Source organism: Pseudarthrobacter woesei, from assembly GCF_055412745.1.
On sequence record NZ_JBVAYU010000006.1, the window covers coordinates 113,367 to 132,466 of the forward strand.

General features: G+C 69.3%; 23 protein-coding genes and 1 riboswitch. Of the genes, 11 read left to right on the top strand and 12 right to left on the bottom strand.

Annotated elements, in window-relative coordinates:
• Positions 1-307 precede the first annotated feature (307 nt).
• Positions 308-799 (top strand): carboxymuconolactone decarboxylase family protein, encoded by a 492-nt coding sequence (locus ACZYZE_RS10640; protein ID WP_463907581.1) that lies wholly within the window; start codon positions 308-310, stop codon positions 797-799.
• Positions 800-840: 41 nt separating this feature from the next.
• Here ACZYZE_RS10640 and ACZYZE_RS10645 read toward each other — a convergent pair whose 3' ends face one another.
• The 4 genes from ACZYZE_RS10645 to ACZYZE_RS10660 are packed head-to-tail and all read right to left on the bottom strand — an operon-like array spanning position 841 to position 3,960.
• Positions 841-1,890: a sulfate/molybdate ABC transporter ATP-binding protein gene (locus ACZYZE_RS10645; protein WP_459318975.1), complete on the bottom strand. Its 1,050-nt coding sequence runs from the start codon at positions 1,888-1,890 to the stop codon at positions 841-843.
• Positions 1,887-2,759 carry an ABC transporter permease gene (locus ACZYZE_RS10650; protein ID WP_463907582.1) on the bottom strand — a complete coding sequence of 291 codons (873 nt, stop codon included), beginning with the start codon at positions 2,757-2,759 and terminating at the stop codon, positions 1,887-1,889. Before ACZYZE_RS10650 ends, ACZYZE_RS10645 begins: the two co-directional genes overlap by 4 nt.
• Complete coding sequence (modA, locus tag ACZYZE_RS10655) at positions 2,756-3,553, bottom strand: molybdate ABC transporter substrate-binding protein (protein WP_463907583.1); 798 nt, start codon at positions 3,551-3,553, stop codon at positions 2,756-2,758. Before modA ends, ACZYZE_RS10650 begins: the two co-directional genes overlap by 4 nt.
• Complete coding sequence (locus ACZYZE_RS10660) at positions 3,550-3,960, bottom strand: TOBE domain-containing protein (protein WP_459318972.1); 411 nt, start codon at positions 3,958-3,960, stop codon at positions 3,550-3,552. The genes modA and ACZYZE_RS10660 overlap by 4 nt, the downstream gene beginning before the upstream one ends.
• Positions 3,961-4,265: 305 nt before the next feature.
• Here ACZYZE_RS10660 and ACZYZE_RS10665 point away from each other — a divergent pair, with 305 nt between their 5' ends.
• Together ACZYZE_RS10665 and ACZYZE_RS10670 are read left to right on the top strand one after the other, a co-directional pair.
• Positions 4,266-5,459, top strand: coding sequence for an AI-2E family transporter (locus ACZYZE_RS10665; RefSeq protein ID WP_463907584.1), 1,194 nt, complete (start codon positions 4,266-4,268; stop codon positions 5,457-5,459).
• A 21-nt stretch (positions 5,460-5,480) separates the two neighbouring features.
• The gene (locus ACZYZE_RS10670) at positions 5,481-6,350 is read left to right on the top strand and encodes a DUF4031 domain-containing protein (RefSeq protein WP_463907585.1); all 870 of its coding nucleotides are present in this window, start codon (positions 5,481-5,483) and stop codon (positions 6,348-6,350) included.
• A gap of 109 nt (positions 6,351-6,459) precedes the next feature.
• Here ACZYZE_RS10670 and ACZYZE_RS10675 read toward each other — a convergent pair whose 3' ends face one another.
• Positions 6,460-6,978, bottom strand: coding sequence for an SRPBCC family protein (locus ACZYZE_RS10675; RefSeq protein WP_463907586.1), 519 nt, complete (start codon positions 6,976-6,978; stop codon positions 6,460-6,462).
• A 24-nt stretch (positions 6,979-7,002) separates the two neighbouring features.
• Positions 7,003-7,416 carry a YccF domain-containing protein gene (locus tag ACZYZE_RS10680; protein ID WP_459318968.1) on the bottom strand — a complete coding sequence of 138 codons (414 nt, stop codon included), beginning with the start codon at positions 7,414-7,416 and terminating at the stop codon, positions 7,003-7,005.
• Between the two features lie 133 nt (positions 7,417-7,549).
• Between ACZYZE_RS10680 and ACZYZE_RS10685 the strand changes: the two genes are divergently transcribed.
• Both ACZYZE_RS10685 and ACZYZE_RS10690 read left to right on the top strand, forming a co-directional pair.
• Positions 7,550-7,708 carry a hypothetical protein gene (locus ACZYZE_RS10685; protein ID WP_459318967.1) on the top strand — a complete coding sequence of 53 codons (159 nt, stop codon included), beginning with the start codon at positions 7,550-7,552 and terminating at the stop codon, positions 7,706-7,708.
• A gap of 22 nt (positions 7,709-7,730) precedes the next feature.
• Entirely contained in the window at positions 7,731-8,126 is a 396-nt protein-coding gene (locus ACZYZE_RS10690; RefSeq protein ID WP_459318966.1) for a hypothetical protein, read from the top strand.
• A gap of 20 nt (positions 8,127-8,146) precedes the next feature.
• Here the strand turns inward: ACZYZE_RS10690 and ACZYZE_RS10695 are convergent, their stop codons facing one another.
• The 3 genes from ACZYZE_RS10695 to ACZYZE_RS10705 all read right to left on the bottom strand — a co-directional run bounded on the left by ACZYZE_RS10695 (position 8,147) and on the right by ACZYZE_RS10705 (position 10,555).
• Entirely contained in the window at positions 8,147-8,692 is a 546-nt protein-coding gene (locus ACZYZE_RS10695; protein ID WP_463907587.1) for a YceI family protein, read from the bottom strand.
• A 94-nt stretch (positions 8,693-8,786) separates the two neighbouring features.
• Positions 8,787-9,839 carry an LLM class flavin-dependent oxidoreductase gene (locus tag ACZYZE_RS10700; RefSeq protein WP_463907588.1) on the bottom strand — a complete coding sequence of 351 codons (1,053 nt, stop codon included), beginning with the start codon at positions 9,837-9,839 and terminating at the stop codon, positions 8,787-8,789.
• A gap of 92 nt (positions 9,840-9,931) precedes the next feature.
• On the bottom strand, positions 9,932-10,555 hold the full coding sequence (locus tag ACZYZE_RS10705; protein WP_463907589.1) for a phosphoribosylanthranilate isomerase: 624 nt from the start codon (positions 10,553-10,555) through the stop codon (positions 9,932-9,934).
• 131 nt (positions 10,556-10,686) lie between these two features.
• Between ACZYZE_RS10705 and ACZYZE_RS10710 the strand changes: the two genes are divergently transcribed.
• From ACZYZE_RS10710 to ACZYZE_RS10730, 5 genes are all read left to right on the top strand, one after another.
• Positions 10,687-11,322 carry a HutD/Ves family protein gene (locus ACZYZE_RS10710; protein WP_463907590.1) on the top strand — a complete coding sequence of 212 codons (636 nt, stop codon included), beginning with the start codon at positions 10,687-10,689 and terminating at the stop codon, positions 11,320-11,322.
• 66 nt (positions 11,323-11,388) lie between these two features.
• Positions 11,389-11,455: riboswitch (guanidine-III (ykkC-III) riboswitch) on the top strand.
• 9 nt (positions 11,456-11,464) lie between these two features.
• On the top strand, positions 11,465-11,788 hold the full coding sequence (locus ACZYZE_RS10715; protein ID WP_459318961.1) for a DMT family transporter: 324 nt from the start codon (positions 11,465-11,467) through the stop codon (positions 11,786-11,788).
• A gap of 2 nt (positions 11,789-11,790) precedes the next feature.
• The gene (locus ACZYZE_RS10720; RefSeq protein ID WP_463907591.1) at positions 11,791-12,195 is read left to right on the top strand and encodes a DMT family transporter; all 405 of its coding nucleotides are present in this window, start codon (positions 11,791-11,793) and stop codon (positions 12,193-12,195) included.
• 164 nt (positions 12,196-12,359) lie between these two features.
• Positions 12,360-13,370 carry an aldo/keto reductase gene (locus ACZYZE_RS10725; RefSeq protein WP_463907592.1) on the top strand — a complete coding sequence of 337 codons (1,011 nt, stop codon included), beginning with the start codon at positions 12,360-12,362 and terminating at the stop codon, positions 13,368-13,370.
• Between the two features lie 21 nt (positions 13,371-13,391).
• Positions 13,392-14,042, top strand: a complete 651-nt coding sequence (locus ACZYZE_RS10730) for an MBL fold metallo-hydrolase (RefSeq protein ID WP_463907593.1) — start codon at positions 13,392-13,394, stop codon at positions 14,040-14,042.
• Between the two features lie 140 nt (positions 14,043-14,182).
• On the opposite strand, the gene ACZYZE_RS10735 is transcribed toward ACZYZE_RS10730, so the two are convergent.
• Positions 14,183-16,096, bottom strand: coding sequence for a DEAD/DEAH box helicase (locus ACZYZE_RS10735; protein WP_463907594.1), 1,914 nt, complete (start codon positions 16,094-16,096; stop codon positions 14,183-14,185).
• Between the two features lie 282 nt (positions 16,097-16,378).
• A complete protein-coding gene (locus ACZYZE_RS10740) occupies positions 16,379-16,669 on the bottom strand; it encodes a hypothetical protein (protein ID WP_463907595.1) in 291 nt (96 codons plus the stop codon).
• 140 nt (positions 16,670-16,809) lie between these two features.
• Between ACZYZE_RS10740 and ACZYZE_RS10745 the strand changes: the two genes are divergently transcribed.
• Positions 16,810-17,469 carry a class I SAM-dependent methyltransferase gene (locus ACZYZE_RS10745; protein ID WP_463907596.1) on the top strand — a complete coding sequence of 220 codons (660 nt, stop codon included), beginning with the start codon at positions 16,810-16,812 and terminating at the stop codon, positions 17,467-17,469.
• Positions 17,470-17,563: 94 nt separating this feature from the next.
• On the opposite strand, the gene ACZYZE_RS10750 is transcribed toward ACZYZE_RS10745, so the two are convergent.
• The gene (locus ACZYZE_RS10750) at positions 17,564-19,018 is read right to left on the bottom strand and encodes an MFS transporter (RefSeq protein ID WP_463907597.1); all 1,455 of its coding nucleotides are present in this window, start codon (positions 19,016-19,018) and stop codon (positions 17,564-17,566) included.
• Positions 19,019-19,100 lie beyond the last annotated feature (82 nt).

Here is a 19,100-nt window from a genome sequence, read left to right on the forward strand (position 1 = left end):
TGGGCATGTCCCTACGGATCGCCTGGTGCGTACGCCGAGCCCGGGCCGCCGTCAACCCCGCCTGCCAAACCGGCCCAAGCCCCCCAACCCCGCTAAACCCGCTAAACCACGTTAAACCCATTCGGCGGTCGGCTCCCCCAAGGAGCCGACCGCCGAATGATGGGGGCTGGTGCGATGTCGGGACCAACTCCGTGGAGCGGCCGGGGGAACCGCTCCTGCAGGGGATTTCACTGTTCATGCATCCTGTCACACATGTGACAGATCTGTCACGTACCGTTTGGTGTTTCCCATGGGTAGTCTTTTGACCATGGATGAGACAGCGGCAGCGCAGCACCACACCACCCGCAGCGTTTTTTTGGACAAGGAGCACCCCGCGGCCTGGCGTGCGCTCAACGGGCTCGGGCTGAAGGCCAAGGAGGCAGCAGAAGAAGCGGGGCTGGACCGGACGCTGATCGAACTGCTGAACGTCAGGATCTCGCAGATCAACGGCTGCGCCTACTGCCTGGACCTCCACGTAGGCGATGCAGTGAAGAACGGCGAATCCGCCCAGCGCCTTACCGTGCTTCCGGCCTGGCGTGACACAGCCCTGTTCACCGAGAAGGAACGTGCCGCCCTGACCCTGGCGGAGGCCATCACCAACATCTCGGACGCCCGCGCCCGCGAGCACGAGGGCGCCGCGGCCCGCAGGCACCTCACGGACGAGGAGTTCTCCGCCATCAGCTGGCTCGTGATCACAATGAACGCGTTCAACCGGGTCTCAATCGTCAGCCAGCATCCCGTCCGCAAGGACCGCGGGTAGCCAGCCACAGCCGGCCGCTTCCAAACGCCGCCCAGCCGCCGTCACGCCGGATAGATGGACACCGCCGCGGCCTTGACCACGAAGTAAACCGCAAGGCCGGGAGTAAGGCCGAGGTCGGCGGAGGCAGCAGGGGTTACGTCCGCGGACAGCTCGCCGGCGCGGACCCGGATTTGGTCCCCGTGCGGCTCCAGATCCGTGACGGTCACCGGGAACGAGTTCCGCGGACTCCCGTGCGTCTCGGCCAGGAAGACGGACACGGCCGACGGCGGGAACGCCGCCACGCCTGCCTGCCCGGCGACGAGCGGGCCGTCGTGCTGGCCGGCGAACTCGAGGCCCCCGCCGGACCGGATGCCGACGGGCGTCACGGTTCCGGACACAAGATTCAGCCCGGCCAGTCCGGCGGCAAAGCTGCTCCGCGGGCGCCGGAGCACCTCCCGGGTGGGGCCCTCCTCGGCGATCCGGCCGCCCTCCATCACGATCACGCGGTCCGCGAGCATGTAGGCGTCCAGGACATCGTGGGTGACGACAATAGCCCGGCGCCCGGCGAGGACCCGTTTCAGCAGCCGGCGCAGCCGCGGGGCCGCATGGATGTCCAGGGCCGCCATCGGCTCATCCAACAGCAGCAGCTCCGGGTTCGCGGCGAGGGCCCGGGCCACCGCAACACGCTGGGCCTGGCCGCCGGACAGTTCGCCGGGCCGCCGGGCGGCGAGCTCGCCGGCGTCGACCTCGGCGAGCCAGTGCCGGGCGGTCTCCCGCGCTTCTGCTTTGGGAATTCCCTTGCTCCTGGGCCCGAAGGCCACGTTTTCGAGCGCACTCAGGTGCGGAAACAACAGCGGCTCCTGGGCCAGCAGAGCGGTTCCGCGGCGGTGCGGTGCGGTCCAGGTCCTCCGCCCGGGGCCCAGGTCGAACAGGACTTTGCCGTCCACCTCGGCCCGGCCGGTGTCCGGGCGAAGCAGCCCGGCGACCACCGAGAGCAGGGTGGATTTGCCGGCCCCGTTTGGCCCCAGCACGGCGACCGTCTCGCCCGGCCCCAGGCTCAACGCGACCTCGAAGCGGCGGTCGGCGACGGCGGCGTCGATAGTGAACGTCATGGCGTCACCGGGTCGCGCTGGCCGGCGTCGCGGGCCACCGCATGCCGGGATCCTGTGCTGCGGGACCCGGCCGGTGCCGGGCTCCGGTACGTGAGCCCGACGACGATCACCGCCACCGTGACAAGCAACAGGGAGAGCGCGACGGCGGCGTCGGCGTCGGTTTCCCGCTGCAGGTAGATTTCCAGCGGCAGCGTGCGGGTGACTCCCTGGAGGCTGCCGGCGAAGGTGAGCGTGGCCCCGAATTCGCCGAGGCTGCGGGCGAAGGAAAGCACGGCCCCGGAGGCGAGTCCCGGCAGGACCAGCGGCAACGTGACCCGGCGCAGCACCGTGGAGGGGCGCGCACCGAGCGTGGCGGCGACGGCCTCGTACCGGCTGCCGGCCGTGCGGAGCGCACCTTCGAGGCTGACCACGAGGAACGGCAGGGCAACGAACGTCTGGGCCAGCACCACCGCGGTCGTGGAGAAGGCTATCTGGACTCCTGCCACTTCGAGACTCTTACCCAGCAGCCCCTGCCGGCCGAAGGCGTACAGCAAAGCGATGCCGCCCACGACCGGAGGCAGCACGAGCGGCAGCAGCACGAAGGAGCGCAGCAGCCGCTGGCCGGGGAAGTCGCCGCGGGCCAGCACGAGGGCCAGCGGCACGCCAAACAGCACACACAGGACGGTACTCGCTGCTGCCGTGCGGAGACTCAGTCCCAAGGCGGTGAGGGAGGCCTCCGAAGTGAGCAGCGGGATGAACTGCGCCCAGTTGACCCTGGCCACCATGGCCGCGAGCGGCAGCAGCACAAACAGCGCCCCGGCGGCGGCCAGGGCCACCACCCAGCGGGGGATCCCGCTGTACGCATGGCCTTCCGCGCCGCGACCGTTCACGGTGGACCGAATCCGGCGTCGCTGAGAATCTTCCTGCCCCCGGCGCCGGTGACCAGGGCGGTGAAGGCTGCGGCGAGGTCCTTGTTCCTGCTGCTCCGCAGCACGGCGATGGGGTAGGCGTTCACGGCCCCGGCCGACTCGGCGAAGGCGATTCCCGTGACCTTGTCCCCGGCTGCCCGGACATCCGTGACGTAGACCAGCCCGGCGTCGGCCTCGCCCGAGGTGACCTTGCCCAGGACATCGGTCACGGACGACTCCTCGCTGACCGGCTTCAGGGTGACGCCGGCAGCCTTTTCGACCATCTTCGTGGCGGCGCCGCAGGGAACCTGGGGCGCGCAGATGACAACCTTTACGCCGGGGCCGGCCAGATCCGCGAGGCCCCGGATGGCCGCGGGGTTTGACGGCGGCACGGCGATGGCCAGGACGTTGCTGGCGAAGTCCCTGGCTGATCCGTCCACCAGGCCGGTGCTGCTTAGTTTGGCCATGGTGTTCGCATCAGCCGAGGCGAACACGTCCGCCGGCGCTCCCTGTCCGAGCTGGGCTGCCAGGTCTGAGGAACCGGCGAAGCTGAGCCGCACCTTAGTGCCCGGATGCGTTTCCTCAAACGTGGCGGCGAGCGCGGTGAAAGGTGCCTTGAGCGAGGCAGCGGCGAAGACGGTGAGCGTCTCGCCGGCGCCGCCCGGACCGGACCCGGCCGAACCGGACCCGGCCGAACCCTGCCCGCCGCAGCCGGCGAGCGCCGCGGCCACAGACAGGGCAAGGGCCAGTCCGGCGGTCCTTCCGGTGCGCGTCATACGATGCCCTTCCCTTTCGGCGTCTCGATGATCACCGTGGTGGCCTTGACGACGGCGGTCGCCACCGAGCCGAGCTCCAGGCCGAGCTCGCGCACGGCCTCGCTGCTCATCAGCGATACAACCCGGAAGGGCCCGCACTGCAGTTCCACCTGGGCCATCACTTTGTCCGCTGTGATCGCGGTGACCAGCCCGACAAAGCGGTTCCGGGCCGAACTACCCGTCCTGGCCGGGTCATCCGGCAGCTGGGCCTGTTCCCGGGCAAGTCGGGCGAGCTCCAGACCGTCCACGGCGAGCCGCCCGGCGTCGTCCTTGAGCGGAGTCAGGCTTCCGTTCTCGGTCCAGCGGCGGATGGTGTCATCGCTGACGCCCAGGAACCGTGCGGCCTCGGAAACGCGAATATTAGGCATACAGAAACTCTAACCCGCATCTGCGGACTTCTGGCGGAAATGTATCCGCAAATTCGATTCATCCGTGGGGCGTTTGCCGCATCGGGGGCGATTCCCGTAGCCCCGTCGGCCGCTTCGGTCCTAAAATCTTGGGGAGGGGCGGGACGTCACTATCGAGTCGGCCCGGCACCTGCCCGGCCCGGGATTCCGGCAGCTGGTTGCCGACCGGGACGGGCCGTCCGTGGGCCTGTCTCCGGCCGTGCGCCCCCGGGCTGTGAGACGGTTGGTAAGCAACATGACCATCCGACAGTGGGAGACAGAACAGCATGGCCAGTCCGGAAAAGACAACCCCTTGGAACGACAGCCTGGGCCGCGCCAGCACCAGGACCGCCCAGGTCCTGCTGCTGCTGGTCCTGTCAGTGGTTGTGGTCTATGCCCTGATCCAGGTGCGGCTCGTGGTGATTCCCGCGCTGCTGGCACTGATCCTCGCCGCCGCGATCGCACCCTTCGTCCACTGGCTGCGCCGCCGGGGCTGGCCCAGCACCGCCGCCACGACACTCTCGTTCTTGGTGCTCCTGCTGGCGTTCGGCGGCCTCATCACCGGCATCGTCTTCGCCATCGTCGGTCAGGCCGGGGAACTGGCCAGTAAAGCCACAGAGGGCTTCGACCGGGTCTATGCCTTCGTGCGGACCGGCCCCATTCCGGTCGATGACGGGCAGATCCAGCAGGCGCGCGACGCCGTCGTCGACTTCGCCACGAGCAGCACCGTCGGCGCGGGCGCCATCTCCGGGCTCAGCGCGGCCGGCAACTTCATCACCGGCGCCCTGCTCATGGCGGTGATTCTGTTCTTCTTCCTGAAGGACGGCGAGAGCATCTGGGCCTTTGTGCTGCGGGCGTTCAAGGGTAAGAACCTGGTGAAGGCTCGCCGGGCCGGGGAGCGGAGCCTCAATGTGCTCGGCGGCTATGTGCGCGGAACCTCCATCGTGGCCCTGGTGGATTCGTTCTTCATTGGCCTGGCGCTTGTGCTCATGGGGGTGCCGCTCGCCCTGCCGCTCGCCGCGCTGACGTTCATCGGCGCTTTCATCCCGCTGATCGGCGCCACCCTGGCCGGCGTCCTCGCTGCGCTTGTTGCGCTGGTCGCCAACGGTCCACTCGCGGCCCTGATCGTCATCATCGTGGTGATCGTCGTCAACCAACTGGAGGGCAACTTCCTGCAGCCCGTTGTGATGGGCCAGGCGCTCAACGTCCATGCCCTCGTCATCCTGCTGGCCCTCACCGCCGGCACCATCCTCGCCGGCATCATCGGCGCCATCCTTGCCGTTCCCCTCGTGGCGGTGGGCTGGGCCGCAATCAAGGCCTGGAACTCAGGGGGGAGCATCACTCCCGAGGCCATCGCGGAGGCCGAGCACGAGACGCGGCTGAATGAAAAGGGCGAAGGCGTGCGCTCCAAACCGCACCGTGCGCGGACACCGAAGGAAGAGCAGTCCGATACCGCCGCCACCGACGCCAGCCAGGGCTGATCCGCGGGCTACGCTTCCTCCATGGCCATTTACCTTGACCCTCCGCTCTGGCCGGCGCACGGGACGCACTTCTCGCACCTGATCTCGGACACCTCCCTTGAGGAGCTGCACGCCTTCGCGGCGGCGGCCGGCGTCCCGGAGCGGGCGTTCGACGGCGACCACTACGACGTCGCCGAGGCCCGGTACGCTACCCTCGTGGCGGCCGGCGCCGCCCCGGTGGAAGGCCGGATCCTGGTCCGCAAGCTGATCGCGAGCGGCCTGCGGATCCCGGCCCGGCGGCGCAGCGGCTCACTGAAACTCCCGTTGCTGACCCGGTGGAACAAGGTGCTGCCGGGCCACGACGCGCTCTTCCTCGATCTGCTGGACCGCTGGGGCGAGGAGCACCGGAAGTACCACGGCCGCACGCACCTGCTGGCGGTTTTGGAGGCCCTGGATCTGCTGACGGGGCCCTCCGATCCGCCCCGCACTGTGCTGCTCGCCGCCTGGTTCCATGACGCCGTCTACCGCGGCATTGCGGGCCAGGACGAGGAGGAGTCCGCGCGGCTGGCCGAGGACCGGCTTGCCCATGCGGGGCTCCCCGGCGCCGAGGTGGACGAGGTGGCCCGGCTGGTGCGGATGACCGCGGACCACCGCCCGAAGCCCGGCGACGGGGCTGCCGCACTGCTCAGCGACGCGGACCTGTCCGTACTGGGCGGGGAGCCGGCCGCCTACGCCCGGTATCTGGCCGCCGTCCGGCAGGATTTTGCGCACATCGGCGACGACGACTTCGCCGCCGGGCGCGCCGTCGTCGTCCGTCAGCTCTTAGAGCTGGACCCGCTCTTCCACACCCCGCGGGGCCGGGCACTGTGGCAGGAGTCGGCGCACCGGAACCTGAACGGCGAGCTCGCGTGAGCGGCCACCGCCGCACCCTGCCAACAGCCCCCTAACAGCAACGCGGGGTCACTTAGCGCCCATCCAAGCCCGGATTATGGGCGCTAAGTGACCCCGCGTTGCTTGGTTTCTAGGCGCTCCGCCGGAGATGCTCGGCCAGGCGGTCGAAGGACTCCCGCCAGCCCTGGCCCTGGCCGTCCCGGTTTTCGAGGGTGTCGAACGGGCCCTGCCGGAAGGTCATCCGGGTGCCGCCGTCGATCTCCTCCAGCTCGAACGTCACCTCGGTCTCGTGGCCGCGTGTGCCATCCGGCTTGTCCCACGCATGGGTGAACACGAAGAGGTTCGGCGGTTCAATGTCCGTGTGGACGCCGCTCCACCAGTGCTCCTGCCCGGTGCTGTCCTGGATCATGCAGGCCCGGTAGAGGCCGCCGACCTCCAGATCGGCATCGACACTCTCACGCGGGGTGTGGAAGCCGCGCGGACCCCACCAGGCCGGAGCCTCGTCCGGGTCGGTCAGGGCGGACCATACGCTGGCGATCGATACTTGGAACTCGCGCGTAATGACCAGCGTCAGCTCATCATCCGGGGCACTCCCCCGGGAAACTCCATGCGCAGGCATTGCAGGTTCGGCGGCGGCATGCTCAGACATTGCGGTGTTCCTCCTCGATTCGGGTTAGCGGTAGGCCTTGCTGTAGCCCGTCACAAACGGCCTGTCGCTGGGGACGATCTGCTTGCCCAGCGGCATCAGGGACACCGGGATGAGCTTGAGGTTGGCAATGGCCAGCGGGATGCCGATGATGGTGACCGCCATGGCGAACGCGGTGACCACATGCCCGATCGCGATCCAGATGCCGGCCACGAGCAGCCAGATGACGTTCCCCAGCAGCGAGAACAATCCGGTGCCGCCCGGGCGGTCCACAACGGTGCGGCCGAAGGGCCAGAGCGCGTAGGACGCGATGCGGAATGACGCGAGCCCCCACGGGATGGTGACGATCAGCAGGCAGCAGATAATCCCGGCCACGAAATACCCGAGCGCCAGCCAAAGGCCGCCAAAGAGCAGCCAGATGATGTTAAGCAGTGTCTTCATGGCACTATTCTCTCCCGCCGGGGACAGATCCTGGCTAGGGGTTGGCCCTGAACCTTCCCTGAATTCGCGTGCCAGGACGTCATTCCAGTGCCCGGAGCTTTGCGCAGACCCGGATCCGCACAATACTGGAACCATGCCCGCATTCCTGAAGCTTGCCCTGATCGTCGCCGCCATCCTGCTGGCCGTTGGCCTGGCCGTGAAAGCCGTCCAGTTCCTGCTCTACGTGGGCCTCCTGGTCCTCGTGGCCGCCGGTATCGCTTTCTTCCTGCGCCGCGCGCTCAGCACGCGCTGACGCTGCGGACCAGGTCTTTCGGATGACCACGGGCGGAGGCGCTTTCGGCGCGATTCTGGAAGTTATGACCTGGGTGGGTTTCGTCCTGGGTCTGCCCCTTCTGGCCTGGGGCTGGATCGTCATGCGGAGGCGCTGCCGATGGATCCAAACCACCGGGGAGGTGTTCAGCGCGGGGGGTTTCACGGGCTATCGCTGGACGGACGGCCAGGACGCCGACCACCGTTCCCTGCTCCCCGCCGCCGAGTCGCACGGGCTGGTGGAGGGGGCCGACGTCGTACTCTTCTACGATGTGTGCCACCCCTCCCGGTGGGGGCTGGCACCGCCCAGGCCGGACAACGCCGCCTGGGTCATCGGCTGGATCCTCACCTGGGTCGGTATCATCTCCACGGCCGGGGGCTTTGTCCTGCTGCTCTTCTGAACGCCTGACGGGCCAGCCCGTCAGGCCTGCTTCACCAGGGCGGCCTCGACGTTGATCTTTACCTTGTCGCTGACCAGCAGCCCGCCGGCTTCGAGGGCCGCGTTCCAGGTCAGGCCGAACGCCTTGCGGCTGATATCCGCCTCCGCGCTGAACCCCGCGCGGGTGGCGCCGAAGGGGTCCACGGCGACGCCGGTGAACTCGACTTCGAGCTCCACCGGCCTGGTGACGTCGCGGATGGTCAGGTCTCCGGTGAGCACGTAGTCCTCGCCGTCGCCCCGGATCCCCGTGGCGCGGAACGTCATTTCCGGGTACTTTTCGACGTCGAAGAAGTCGGCGCCGCGGACGTGCGCGTCGCGGTTGGCGTCACCGGAATCAAAGCTCGCGGTCCTGATGCTCGCGTGCAGGCTGGCATCCGCGAGCGAATCCCGCACCCGCGCCTCCGCGGTTGCCTCGTTGAAGCGGCCGCGGACCTTGCTGATGCCGGCATGGCGGACGCTGAATCCGACCTCGCTGTGGGACATGTCCAGTGTCCAGATGCCGGCGGTCAAACCTTCGGGCAGAGTCACAACGGTCTCCTTCGAACGGGTGGCGGGCCCAACCCGCCGCGATCTTCGGGGTACTCCCCCAAGGAGCCATGCTAGCCACGGCGCCGCGGCCCGGCTAGCCTTTCGCTGTCCCGGCCGTCCCTGCCGGCGCCCAGCCGATCGCCGGGGCGATGTGCCGGACCACGGTGCCGAGCAGCTTGGCGTTGAAGTCCACGCCGAGCTGGTTGGGGACCGTGAGCAGCAAGGTATCGGCGGCCTGGACGGCAGCATCGGCAGCCAGCGCCTGGGCCAGGGCATCCGGCTCGCCGACGTAGCTCTTGCCGAAGCGGGCCACGAGTCCGTCAATCACGCCGACCTGGTCCCTCCCCTCCCGCAGCGCACTGAGGGCAAAGTAATGCCGGTCCTCGCCGTCCGCGATCGGCAGGACACTGCGGCTGACCGAAACCCGCGGCCCATGTGTGTGGCCGGCCTCGGCCCAGGCCTGCCGGAACAGGCTGATCTGCTCGGCCTGGAGTTGGTCGAAGGGCACACCGGTGTCTTCGGTCAGCAGCGTGGAGCTCATCAGGTTCATGCCCTGTTCCGCGGCCCAGACGGCGGTGGCCCGCGAGCCGGCGCCCCACCAGATCCGTTCGCTGAGCCCGGGCGAATGCGGCTGGACCGGCAGCAGCCCGGACCCGCCGCCCGCGTAGCGAGGCTCCGCTTCCGCCATGCCTGCTCCGGTGATGGCGCGGCGGAACACGGCCGCGTGCCGGCGCGCCATGTCCGCGGCCGTCTCTCCGTCCGCCGGCACATGGCCGAAGACGGCGGCGCCGTCGCGGGCGGGTTCGGGTGATCCGCGGCTGATGCCGAGCTGCAGCCGGCCGCCGCTGATCAGGTCCGTCGCCGCTGCTTCCTCGGCCATATACAGGGGGTTCTCGTAGCGCATGTCGATCACGCCGGTTCCCATTTCGATCCTGCTGGTCCGCGCGGCGACGGCGGCCAGCAGCGGGAACGGGGACGCCTGCTGCCGGGCAAAGTGGTGCACCCGGAAGTACGCTCCGTCCACGCCCAGTTCCTCGGCGGCGACGGCCAGTTCGATGCCCTGCAGCAGGGCGTCGCGGGCCGTCCGGGTGCGGGAGCCCTCGCCGGGGCCCCAATGCCCGAAGGACAAAAAACCGATGCGCTTCATGATTGGGCCAACGCGGCCGGACCCGGCCGCATTCCTGCCGGTGTTTTTCGGGCCACCGCCTCCGGACAACCCGGTCAGGCCGGACAGCCAGGTCAGGCCTTGGCTGCCGCCACAAAGTCGCGGATCTTGGCCAGGTCCTTCACCCCGCGGGAGGATTCGACGCCGGAGGAGACATCCACGCCCCAGGCGCCGGCCCGCGCCGCGGCGTCCGCGACGTTGACGGGATCCAGCCCGCCGGCCAGCAGCCAACTCCTGCCCCCAAGGCCCGCCACCCCCGCCAGGCCCCCAAGGCCCCTGGCCCGGACCGAGGCGTAATCCCAGGCTTCGCCGGAGCCGGGCACGGCGGCGTCGATCAGCAACATCTCCTCGCCCCAGCCGGCGAACGCCCCGGGCGCGGCGGACATGGTGACCGCGCGGATGAGCTTCAGGCCGGCGTCGTGCACGGTCTGCACGTCCGCCGCGGTGCGGTCGCCGTGCAGCTGCACCCATCCGAGGCCTGCCTCACGGGCCACCGCGACGGCGTCTGATGCGGCTTCGTGCCGGAAGACGCCCACTGCGGAGACTCCGGCGGGGACCTGGGCCAGGAGCTCCCGGACCTGCGCGGGGGTCACTTCCCGGGGGCTGCGGGTCAGGACGAAGCCGACGGCGTCCGCCCCCGCCTCCACCGCGGTTCGCACCGACTCGGGGGTACTGAGCCCGCATACCTTGACAAACATTCGGCTCCTTCTGCAGCGTATCTGCCTCCGAGGTTAGCAAGGACGTTGGCGGGACCGCGCGGCCGGCGCCGAGATGACGTGGCACGGCGGCGCAGCCCGGAGGTCACCGGCCCGGCGGATAGGCTGGAGGCATGGAGATCATCCGCTTTGCCGAGCTGAAAGCCCACCCCTGGCGAAACGGCGGCGGGGTGAGCCGCGAACTGGCCAGCCATCCCTTGGACGCGTCCGAACAGGACGGTGGCTGGGGCTGGCGGGTGAGCATCGCCGACGTATCCAAGGCCGGCGCGTTTTCCGCGTTCCCCGGCATGGACCGCGTCCTCACCGTGATCGACGGCGACCTGCTGCTGCTGACCGTCGACGGCGCCGAGCACCCGCTGGAGAAGTACCGGCCATTCCGGTTCTCCGGCGACGCCGACTCGGACGCGGCCCTGCCCACCGGCGACATCCGCGGTCTGTTCGTGATCACCCGCACCGACGCGTTCAAGGGCTACACCTCGATCATCGAACTCTCCAAGAAGCGCGCGCACCCCATATTCGAAGGCCAGCTCGGCATCCTGCTGCAGGGCCAGGCCACCACCAGCCCGGGCGCTGCAGGCACCGGATCCGGAAAGGACGCAGAGACCGACGCTGGCGCGGCGCCGGCTGCCGCCGTCGAGCCCCGAACACTTAACCGTTACGACGCCGTCGTCGGCTCGGACACCGCGACGCCGGAAATCCTGGGCCGCGGTTTCCTCGCCGTCGTTTCCATCGACCGGGTCACGGAGTAGCCCTTCCTGTATCGCCGCCGGAGACGGGACGTTCGCCTCTCCGCTGGGGCGTTGCTAAGCTGGGTTTCAGGGCCCCTTCTTATGGGCCTCCGGACGACGGTTCAGTACCCGGCACGCGACAAGACTGGCCACAGGAGCCGTTATGCCGTGGATCATTCTTATCCTTTCCGGGTCGCTGGAAGCCGTCTGGGCAGCAGCCCTGCACCGGACTTCGCAGGCCAAGGGCCGCCGCCGGATTGCGCCTGCCGTTCTCTTCCTTGTCTCCGTAATGGCCAGCACGGGTGGGCTGGCCGTCGCGATGCAGTCCATCCCCACCGGTACCGCCTACGCCGTGTGGGTGGGGGTCGGCGTGGTGCTGACCTCCGCCTACGCCATGTTCACCAAAGTTGAGCCCGCGACGGCGGGGCGGATCCTGCTGCTCGGCGGGATCGTCGCCTGCGTTGCCGGCCTGAAGCTGGTGGCGTAACCATGGCCGCGAAGCGTAGGACGAAACTGGCAACCAAGGCGCCGGGTACGACCCTGGCCTGGCTCATCCTGCTCGCCTCCGCCGTGCTGGAGGCGGTCTGGGCCACGGCACTGGGCCTGTCCGACGGCTTCACCCGGCCGCTGCCCACGGTGGTTTTTGCGGTGACGGCGTCCCTGAGCCTGGCAGGGCTGGGTCTGGCCGTGAAAAGCATCCCGCTTGGCACGGCCTACGCCGTCTGGGTGGGGGCCGGCGCGGCCCTGACGGTCGGCTGGGCCATGGCGACCGGCGTCGAACCGGCCAGTCCGCTGAAATTGCTGTTCATCGCCGGAATCGTGGGCTGCGCCGTGGGACTGAAGCTGCTGCCGGCCCGGGAATCTGGGGCTCCCCCGACGCTCCCTCCCGGTTAGTCCGCGGCCACACACTCTATCCGGGCCGACACGCCGTGGCACGGCGAGGATGACGGGGGTGCGCCGAAAGCAACCGGGCAGGAGCGCTGGAATACTCCCAAGCCGGGCGGAGTTCTTGGCAGGGACGGCAGGTCCGCAGGAAAACCAGCGAATGGAGACCGAAGATGAATGCAGCAGCAGTCCGGCTCGGCGACGGCCTCGCGGTGAGTCCCGTGGGGTTCGGCGGCATGGCCCTGACCCCGGTGTACGGGGAAGTGGACCCGGCCGAGGCCCTCAAGACCCTGCACCACGCGGTGGATGCCGGCATCAGCTTCATCGACACGGCGGACATCTACGGCGGGGGCAGCAACGAGGAGTTGATTGCCCGGCTGCTCAAGGAGCGTCGGGGCGACGTGCAGCTCGCCACCAAATTTGGCCTCGTGGGCACGCCCGGAACCGGCTACACGGACATCCGGGGAGACGCCGCCTACGTGCGGCAGGCCGTGGACCGCAGCCTGCAACGGCTGGGCACGGACACCATCGACCTCTACTACATGCACCGCCGTGACCTCCGCGTTCCGATAGTGGAAACCGTGGAGGCCATGGCGGGGCTTGTGCAGGCCGGCAAGGTGCGGCATCTTGGCCTGTCTGAGGTGACGGCCGGGGAGCTGCGGGAAGCCAGCAGCATCCACCCGATCGCCGCGGTCCAGAGTGAATGGTCCATCTGGAGCCGCGACGTGGAACGCAACGTGGTTCCCGCTGCAGCCGAGCTCGGGGTGGGCTTTGTGCCCTATTCGCCGCTGGGCCGGGGATTCCTCACCGGCACCGTGGACGCATCCACGCTGGGCAGCAACGACTTCCGCCGCACCATCCCGCGCTTCGCCGCGCACGCCGCCGACGCCAACCAGGTTGTGGTGGCCGCCGTGCAGGCAGTCGCGGCTGAACTTACCGCCGCCGGGCAGGATGCAACTCCTGCCCAGGTGGCGCTCGCCTGGCTCCTGGCCCAGGGCCGGAAGCTGGGACTGCCCGTGGTCCCCATCCCCGGCACGCGCAGGGCGCACCGGATCGACGAGAACCTGGGCGCCCTCACGCTCGACGTCACCGCAGCGCAACTCGAGAAGCTCGACGCCGCAGCGGACGCCGTCGTCGGCTCCCGCTCGGCGGACCCCAGCTGGGTGTCCCAGGGCCGTGAATAGCGGATCCGTAGACTGAAGCCCATGGACTCGCTCATTCACTCGTTACGTGACATCACCATCCGCCGGATTTCGGTCAGCGAGATGGACAACAACGTGTATCTGCTCACGGCCAAGGCGTCCGGTGCGCAGCTCCTGATCGATGCGGCCGATGATCTGGCCGCCATCCAGGGGGTGCTGGCGGACGCCGCCGCGGATACCTCCGCGACGCCGACGCTGGCGCTGGTTGCCACCACCCACCAGCACTGGGATCACGTCCGTGCGCTGCCGGGCCTGGTGGCGGCCACCGGTGTGAAGACCGCGGCCGGGACGGATGACGCCCCGGAGTTGCCCGTTCCGGTGGATGTACTGCTGGACCACGGGGACGTCGGCAACTTCGACGGCTTCGACGTGACAGCGGTGCACCTGCGCGGCCATACCCCCGGCTCAATCGCGCTGGTGTACCAGGACCCGGAGGGCCCGGCGCACATCTTCGCCGGCGACTCGCTGTTCCCGGGAGGTGTCGGCAACACCCAGAAGGATCCCGAACGCTTCGCCCAGCTCATCACCGATGTGGGCGAGCGGCTATTCGCCGTGTACCCGGATGACTCTGTGGTGCACCCGGGCCATGGGAAGCCGACCACCCTGGGTGCGGAACGCCCGCACCTGGCGGAGTGGCGCGCCCGCGGCTGGTAGGCCTGCAGCTCGGCGCTGCGCTTCGTCGCCTGCGATGCGCTTCGCCGCCTGCGATGCGCATAATGCCGGTCGCTGCGGGAATTCCCGTAGCGACCGGCATTTAGCGTAGCGCCGGTTACTTTGTGTAGCGGAACCGGGCCTTAGCGGCTGCGGCGTTCGTTCGACGCCGGAGCGGAGGCGCGGCGGGGGCCGCCGCTGCGTGCCGGACGGCCTTCGCCTGAGCGGCCGTTGCCGCCACCTGCGTAGGAACCGCCCGAGGTGCCGCCGGTGTTGGAGGACCAGACAGCCGAGTTGGTTCCGGTCTTGCTTCCAGCGGAATTGGCGCCGGCACCTGCACGCTGGCCCGTCGCCGGACGTCCGCCGCGCGCACCGCCGGTTGCGCCACCCGTACGGGGAGCGCCGCCGGTGCGCGGTGCACCGCTGCGGGGTGCGCCGCTGCGGGGAGCCGAAGCGCCCCGGGCGTCGCTGCGACCTTCTGCGGCGCGTCCGTCCGAGCCGCGGCCGGCCGAGGCACGGCCGCCTGCAGCCGGAACATCGTTGCGGTGCGTGCCATAGGAAGTTGAGCGGCCCCGGGCGCTGCGGCGTTCGGCGCGCTCGGCATCCATCCGGTCTTCGTTCTTCTCGAGGACACGCTCTGCAGCGTTGCGGGCGGCTGCCTGGCCCTCGTAAGCCACGGCACGGCGCTCGGCACGGGGAAGATCGGTGCGGGGAGCCTCGGCTCCGACGCGTCCGCGTCCGCCACGGCCGCCACGGCCACCCGCGGTGGGTGCAGCCTGGGTGGTGCGGCGGGCGCGCTTGCGCTCGGCGTTCGCGCCGGTGGAGCTGCCGCCGCCCTGGTTAGACTTGGCGGCCAGCAGCGCGGCGCGGGTCCGCGGATCGATCTTGTCTGCCATTTCGCCGACCAGCTGGGCGACCAGCGGGGAGTTGGCGGTAACGCGCTCGAAGTTGACCTCGACGCCGGCAGCCTTCATGAGCTTCTTGACGTCCGACTGCTGCTCCGGCAGGGTCAGCGTGACCACGGTGCCGTCGGAGCCTGCGCGTGCCGTTCGGCCCGAGCGGTGCAGGTATGCCTTATGTTCCGTGGGGGGATCCACGTGGATGACCAGTTCGACGTCGTCAACGTGGACGCCGCGGGCGGCGACGTCGGTGGCCACCAGGACGCGGACGTCACCGGAGGAGAACTCGGCCAGGTTGCGGTCACGGGCGTTCTGCGAGAGGTTGCCGTGGAGATCGACGGCGGGGATGCCGGCGTCGGTCAGGGTCTTGGCAAGCTTGCGGGCATGGTGCTTGGTGCGCATAAAGAGCATCCGGCGGCCGGCGCCCGAGGCGAGCTCGACGATCAGCTGCTTCTTGACGGTCTGGTCGTTGACGACCAGCACATGGTGTTCCATGGTGGTCACCGCGGCCTGCGGATCGTCCACGGAGTGGGTCAGCGGGTTGGACAGGTAACGCTGGACGATCTTGTCCACGCCGTTGTCCAGGGTGGCGGAGAAGAGCAGTCGCTGGCCCTGGGCGGGGGTCATGTCCATGAGCTTCTTGACCACCGGCAGGAAGCCGAGGTCGGCCATGTGGTCGGCCTCGTCCAGGACTGTGATCTCGACGGCCTCGAGGGTCAGGATGCGCTGGCGGATCAGGTCCTCCAGCCGGCCCGGGCAGGCGATAACGATGTCGACGCCGGCGCGCAGCGCCTTTTCCTGGCGGGCCTGGGAGATGCCGCCGTAGATCACGGTGGTGGTCAGGCCCATGGCCTTGGCCATCGGTTCGATGGTGGCGTTGATCTGGGTGGCCAGTTCACGGGTGGGGGCAAGGACCAGGCCCATGGGACGGCCCGGCTTGCGGAAATGCTTGGCCTCCCGCTCAGCGAGTCGTGCTACAAGCGGGATGGCGAAAGCGATGGTCTTGCCGGAGCCGGTGCGGCCGCGGCCCAGGACGTCGCGTCCGGCCAGGGTGTCCGGGAGGGTCTTGACCTGGATGGGGAACGGTTCCAGGATTCCCTGGGCGGTCAGGGTGTCGGCAAGCGCCTTGGGCGTGCCGAGGGCAGCAAAAGTAGTCATATGTTAGAAGTCTTTCAGGCGGTATCCGTGCGGATATCGGCCCCCGGTGCCGGTTGGCCTGGGGGTTCGCCGAAGAAAAGTCAGGTGATCAACCGGGCTGCCACTCGGGAGCGGCGGCTGGGACCAAATAGAACGCGTTCATCGACGCAGGATGTGCCTCTCACATGAAAAAACCCACTCCTTGCGATCGGATTCCGGGAGGAATCCAGCAGGGGAACCGGCCAATCAGGACTGATCAACCGAATCTAGAGTGGGCATCACTGCACATCAAGTTCCACCAGCCTACCATCCGACGCCGGTCCGGCCCGCATCGCGCAGATCAGGGGCATGGAACAGGACACCGCGGGGGTCGGCCGGCACCGTTACCGCGGACCGCAGGATCACCAGCGTCCCGACGTCGAGCAGCCTCCGCGCTCCCGTCCTCGAATCGACCATCCAGAACAGGTCCAGGGAGGCAATCGTTTGGCTCACCCGGCCGCGGTGGAACAGCCTCCCGTTGTGCCAGGCCTCGATCTCGTCCCCGACGGAGAGCTCCGCGCAGGCATGGATTTGAACTGCTTCCTCGACATTCATGACCTTTTCCTTCCCCTCGTCCCAGCGTCCTGGCCCCAGCATTCCCCACCCAGGTTTCGGCAGCGTTTCCGCGCGGTGATCTTCCTGTGTCCGGCCGCCCCGCGCCTGCAATGATGAGGTGAACGATCCGAAGGAGAACCGTGACGGAGAACCAGCACAACGACGGCGAGAGCAAGGCCACCGCGGCCCAGCTATGGGATGAGAGGTACCGCGGCCGCCCCAGGGTGTGGAGCGGGCAGCCCAATCCGCAGCTGATCGCCGAGGCCGCGCACCTTCCTCCGGGCACGGCCCTCGACCTGGGCTGCGGCGAGGGCGCCGACGCCATCTGGCTCGCCAGCCGGGGCTGGACGGTCACGGCGCTGGATGTTTCCGCCGTCGCCCTTGAACGCGCTGCGGCCCACGCGCAGGAAAAGGGACACGGCGCCACCATCGAGTGGGTGCGGCAGGATCTGGCCACCTGGGTTCCGGCGCAACTGTTCGACCTGGTCACGGCCCAGTTCCTGCATTCCACGGTGATGCCCTGGCAGCAGGCCCTGCAGTTGGCCGCCGCGGCGGTGCGGACGGGCGGCACCCTGCTGGTGGTCGGCCACCACCCCGACGGGCTGCCGCCGTGGGGGCAGCATCATGCGCCGGAACGGTTCTATACCGCCGAGGAACTGGCGGTAGAACTGGGGATCGAGGCGCCCGAGTGGAGCCTCGACGTTGTGGATACCCGGCAACGCAGCGCCATCGGTCCCGACGGCGCTGCGGCCGCCCTGACCGACGCCGTGCTGCGCGCCACTCGGCTGGAAGCGCGCTGAGCGAAGCGCCCGCCAAAACACCCCCTTCCCCAACTAACTCGCAGCAGGGGCCGTTCTGGGCGCTCAAAACGGCCCCTGCTGCTAGTCAGATGGGTCAGCCGGACGCCTTCGGCGCGGACACCCGTGGGGCGACCACGACGGCGGCGACGCCGATCACCGCGGTGAGCGCGAAGACCCCGCCGAAGGACGCCGCCGTCGTCGTGGCCGCGGCAAAGATGATTCCCGTCGTGGCGAGGGACAGCGCCCCGCCGAGCGAGTCGGAAATGGACATCGCCGAACTGTTGAAGCCCTCGTTTTCCTTGCTGGACAGGGCCAGGGTCATCACGCTCAGGCGCGCATACATCAGCCCCATGCCGCCTCCGGCGAACACCCAGGCGGTGATCGCAACGGCGGCCGGCCAGCTGAGCACCGTGGTCACCAGCACCAGGACGACGGCGCCGAGCACGAGGGCCGCACCGATCCGGACCGCGAGGCGGTGATCCAGCCGCGCCCCGAGCCGGCCCTGGATCGCGGAGCCGGCAGCCCAGGCGACGGCGCCGCCGGTCAGGGTCAGGCCGGCGAACGTGGGCGAGAAGACGTAGCGTTCCACCAGCAGGTACGGCAGGTAGACCTCAGCGCCGAAGAACGCGGCAGAGGCCAGGCCGCGGGTGAGGATGACGCTGGGGAGGCCGCGGCGGGCGGTCAGCGTGCCGCGCGGCACAAGAGGGCGGACGGCGATGAGGGCCACGACGACGGCCGCCACGGCCACGATGCCGCCGGCCGCCGGAAGCCCTGCGGAGAGGTTCAGGCCGAGCACGGCGAGGGCCGCGAGGACGGCGCAGGCCAGCCTCCCATAGCCCCAGGCCTTGCGCGGAGCAGGAGTGGACATGTCCTCCCGAGCGGTGCGGCCGGTTCCCCGCACCGGGCCTGCACCGTCCGGCGTGCCCCGCAGTCCCCGCAGAGCCGGCACAATCATCAGCAGGGCCGGCACCACGAGCCCCACCACGCCGAGGAACACCCAGTGCCAGCTGACCAGCTGCGCCACGAGGCCGGCGGCGAAGGGGCCCACCAGCGAGGGGAATACCCAGGCTGCGGAAAACGCGGCGAAGATCTTCGGGTGCAGCTGCGGCGGATAGACCCGGGCGATCACCACATACAGCGCCACCGTCATGGCACCGCCGCCCAGCCCCTGGACCAGCCGGCCGGCCACTAGCGCGGGCATACTCCCAGCTGTTCCCGCGACCAGCAGGCCCAACACGAACATGGCCACGGACGCGTACAGGGGCCCCACCGGGCCGCGCCGGTCGGACCAGTTTCCGGCGGCCACCATGCCGATGACACCGGTGGCGAGCGGGCCGGCGAAAGCCAGCGCATAGAGGGACGCCCCGTCCAGCACACGGCTGACGAGCGGCATGATCGTGGTCACCGCCAAGGATTCGAAGGCGGCCAGGAACACGAGGGCACAGGCGCCCAGCGTCACCAGCAGGTAGTCGCGGTGGAAAATGCCGGTTGACTCCAGGGACGGAGCGGGCGCTGGACTGGGCAAGGGCGTGGCCTGATCAATAGTCATGGACGCAACCGTAGAACCTCAACTAACGTTGAGGTCAAGGCCCGTCCTCCGGAGGTTCTGCCGGGGATTTTTCGGCGGAAAC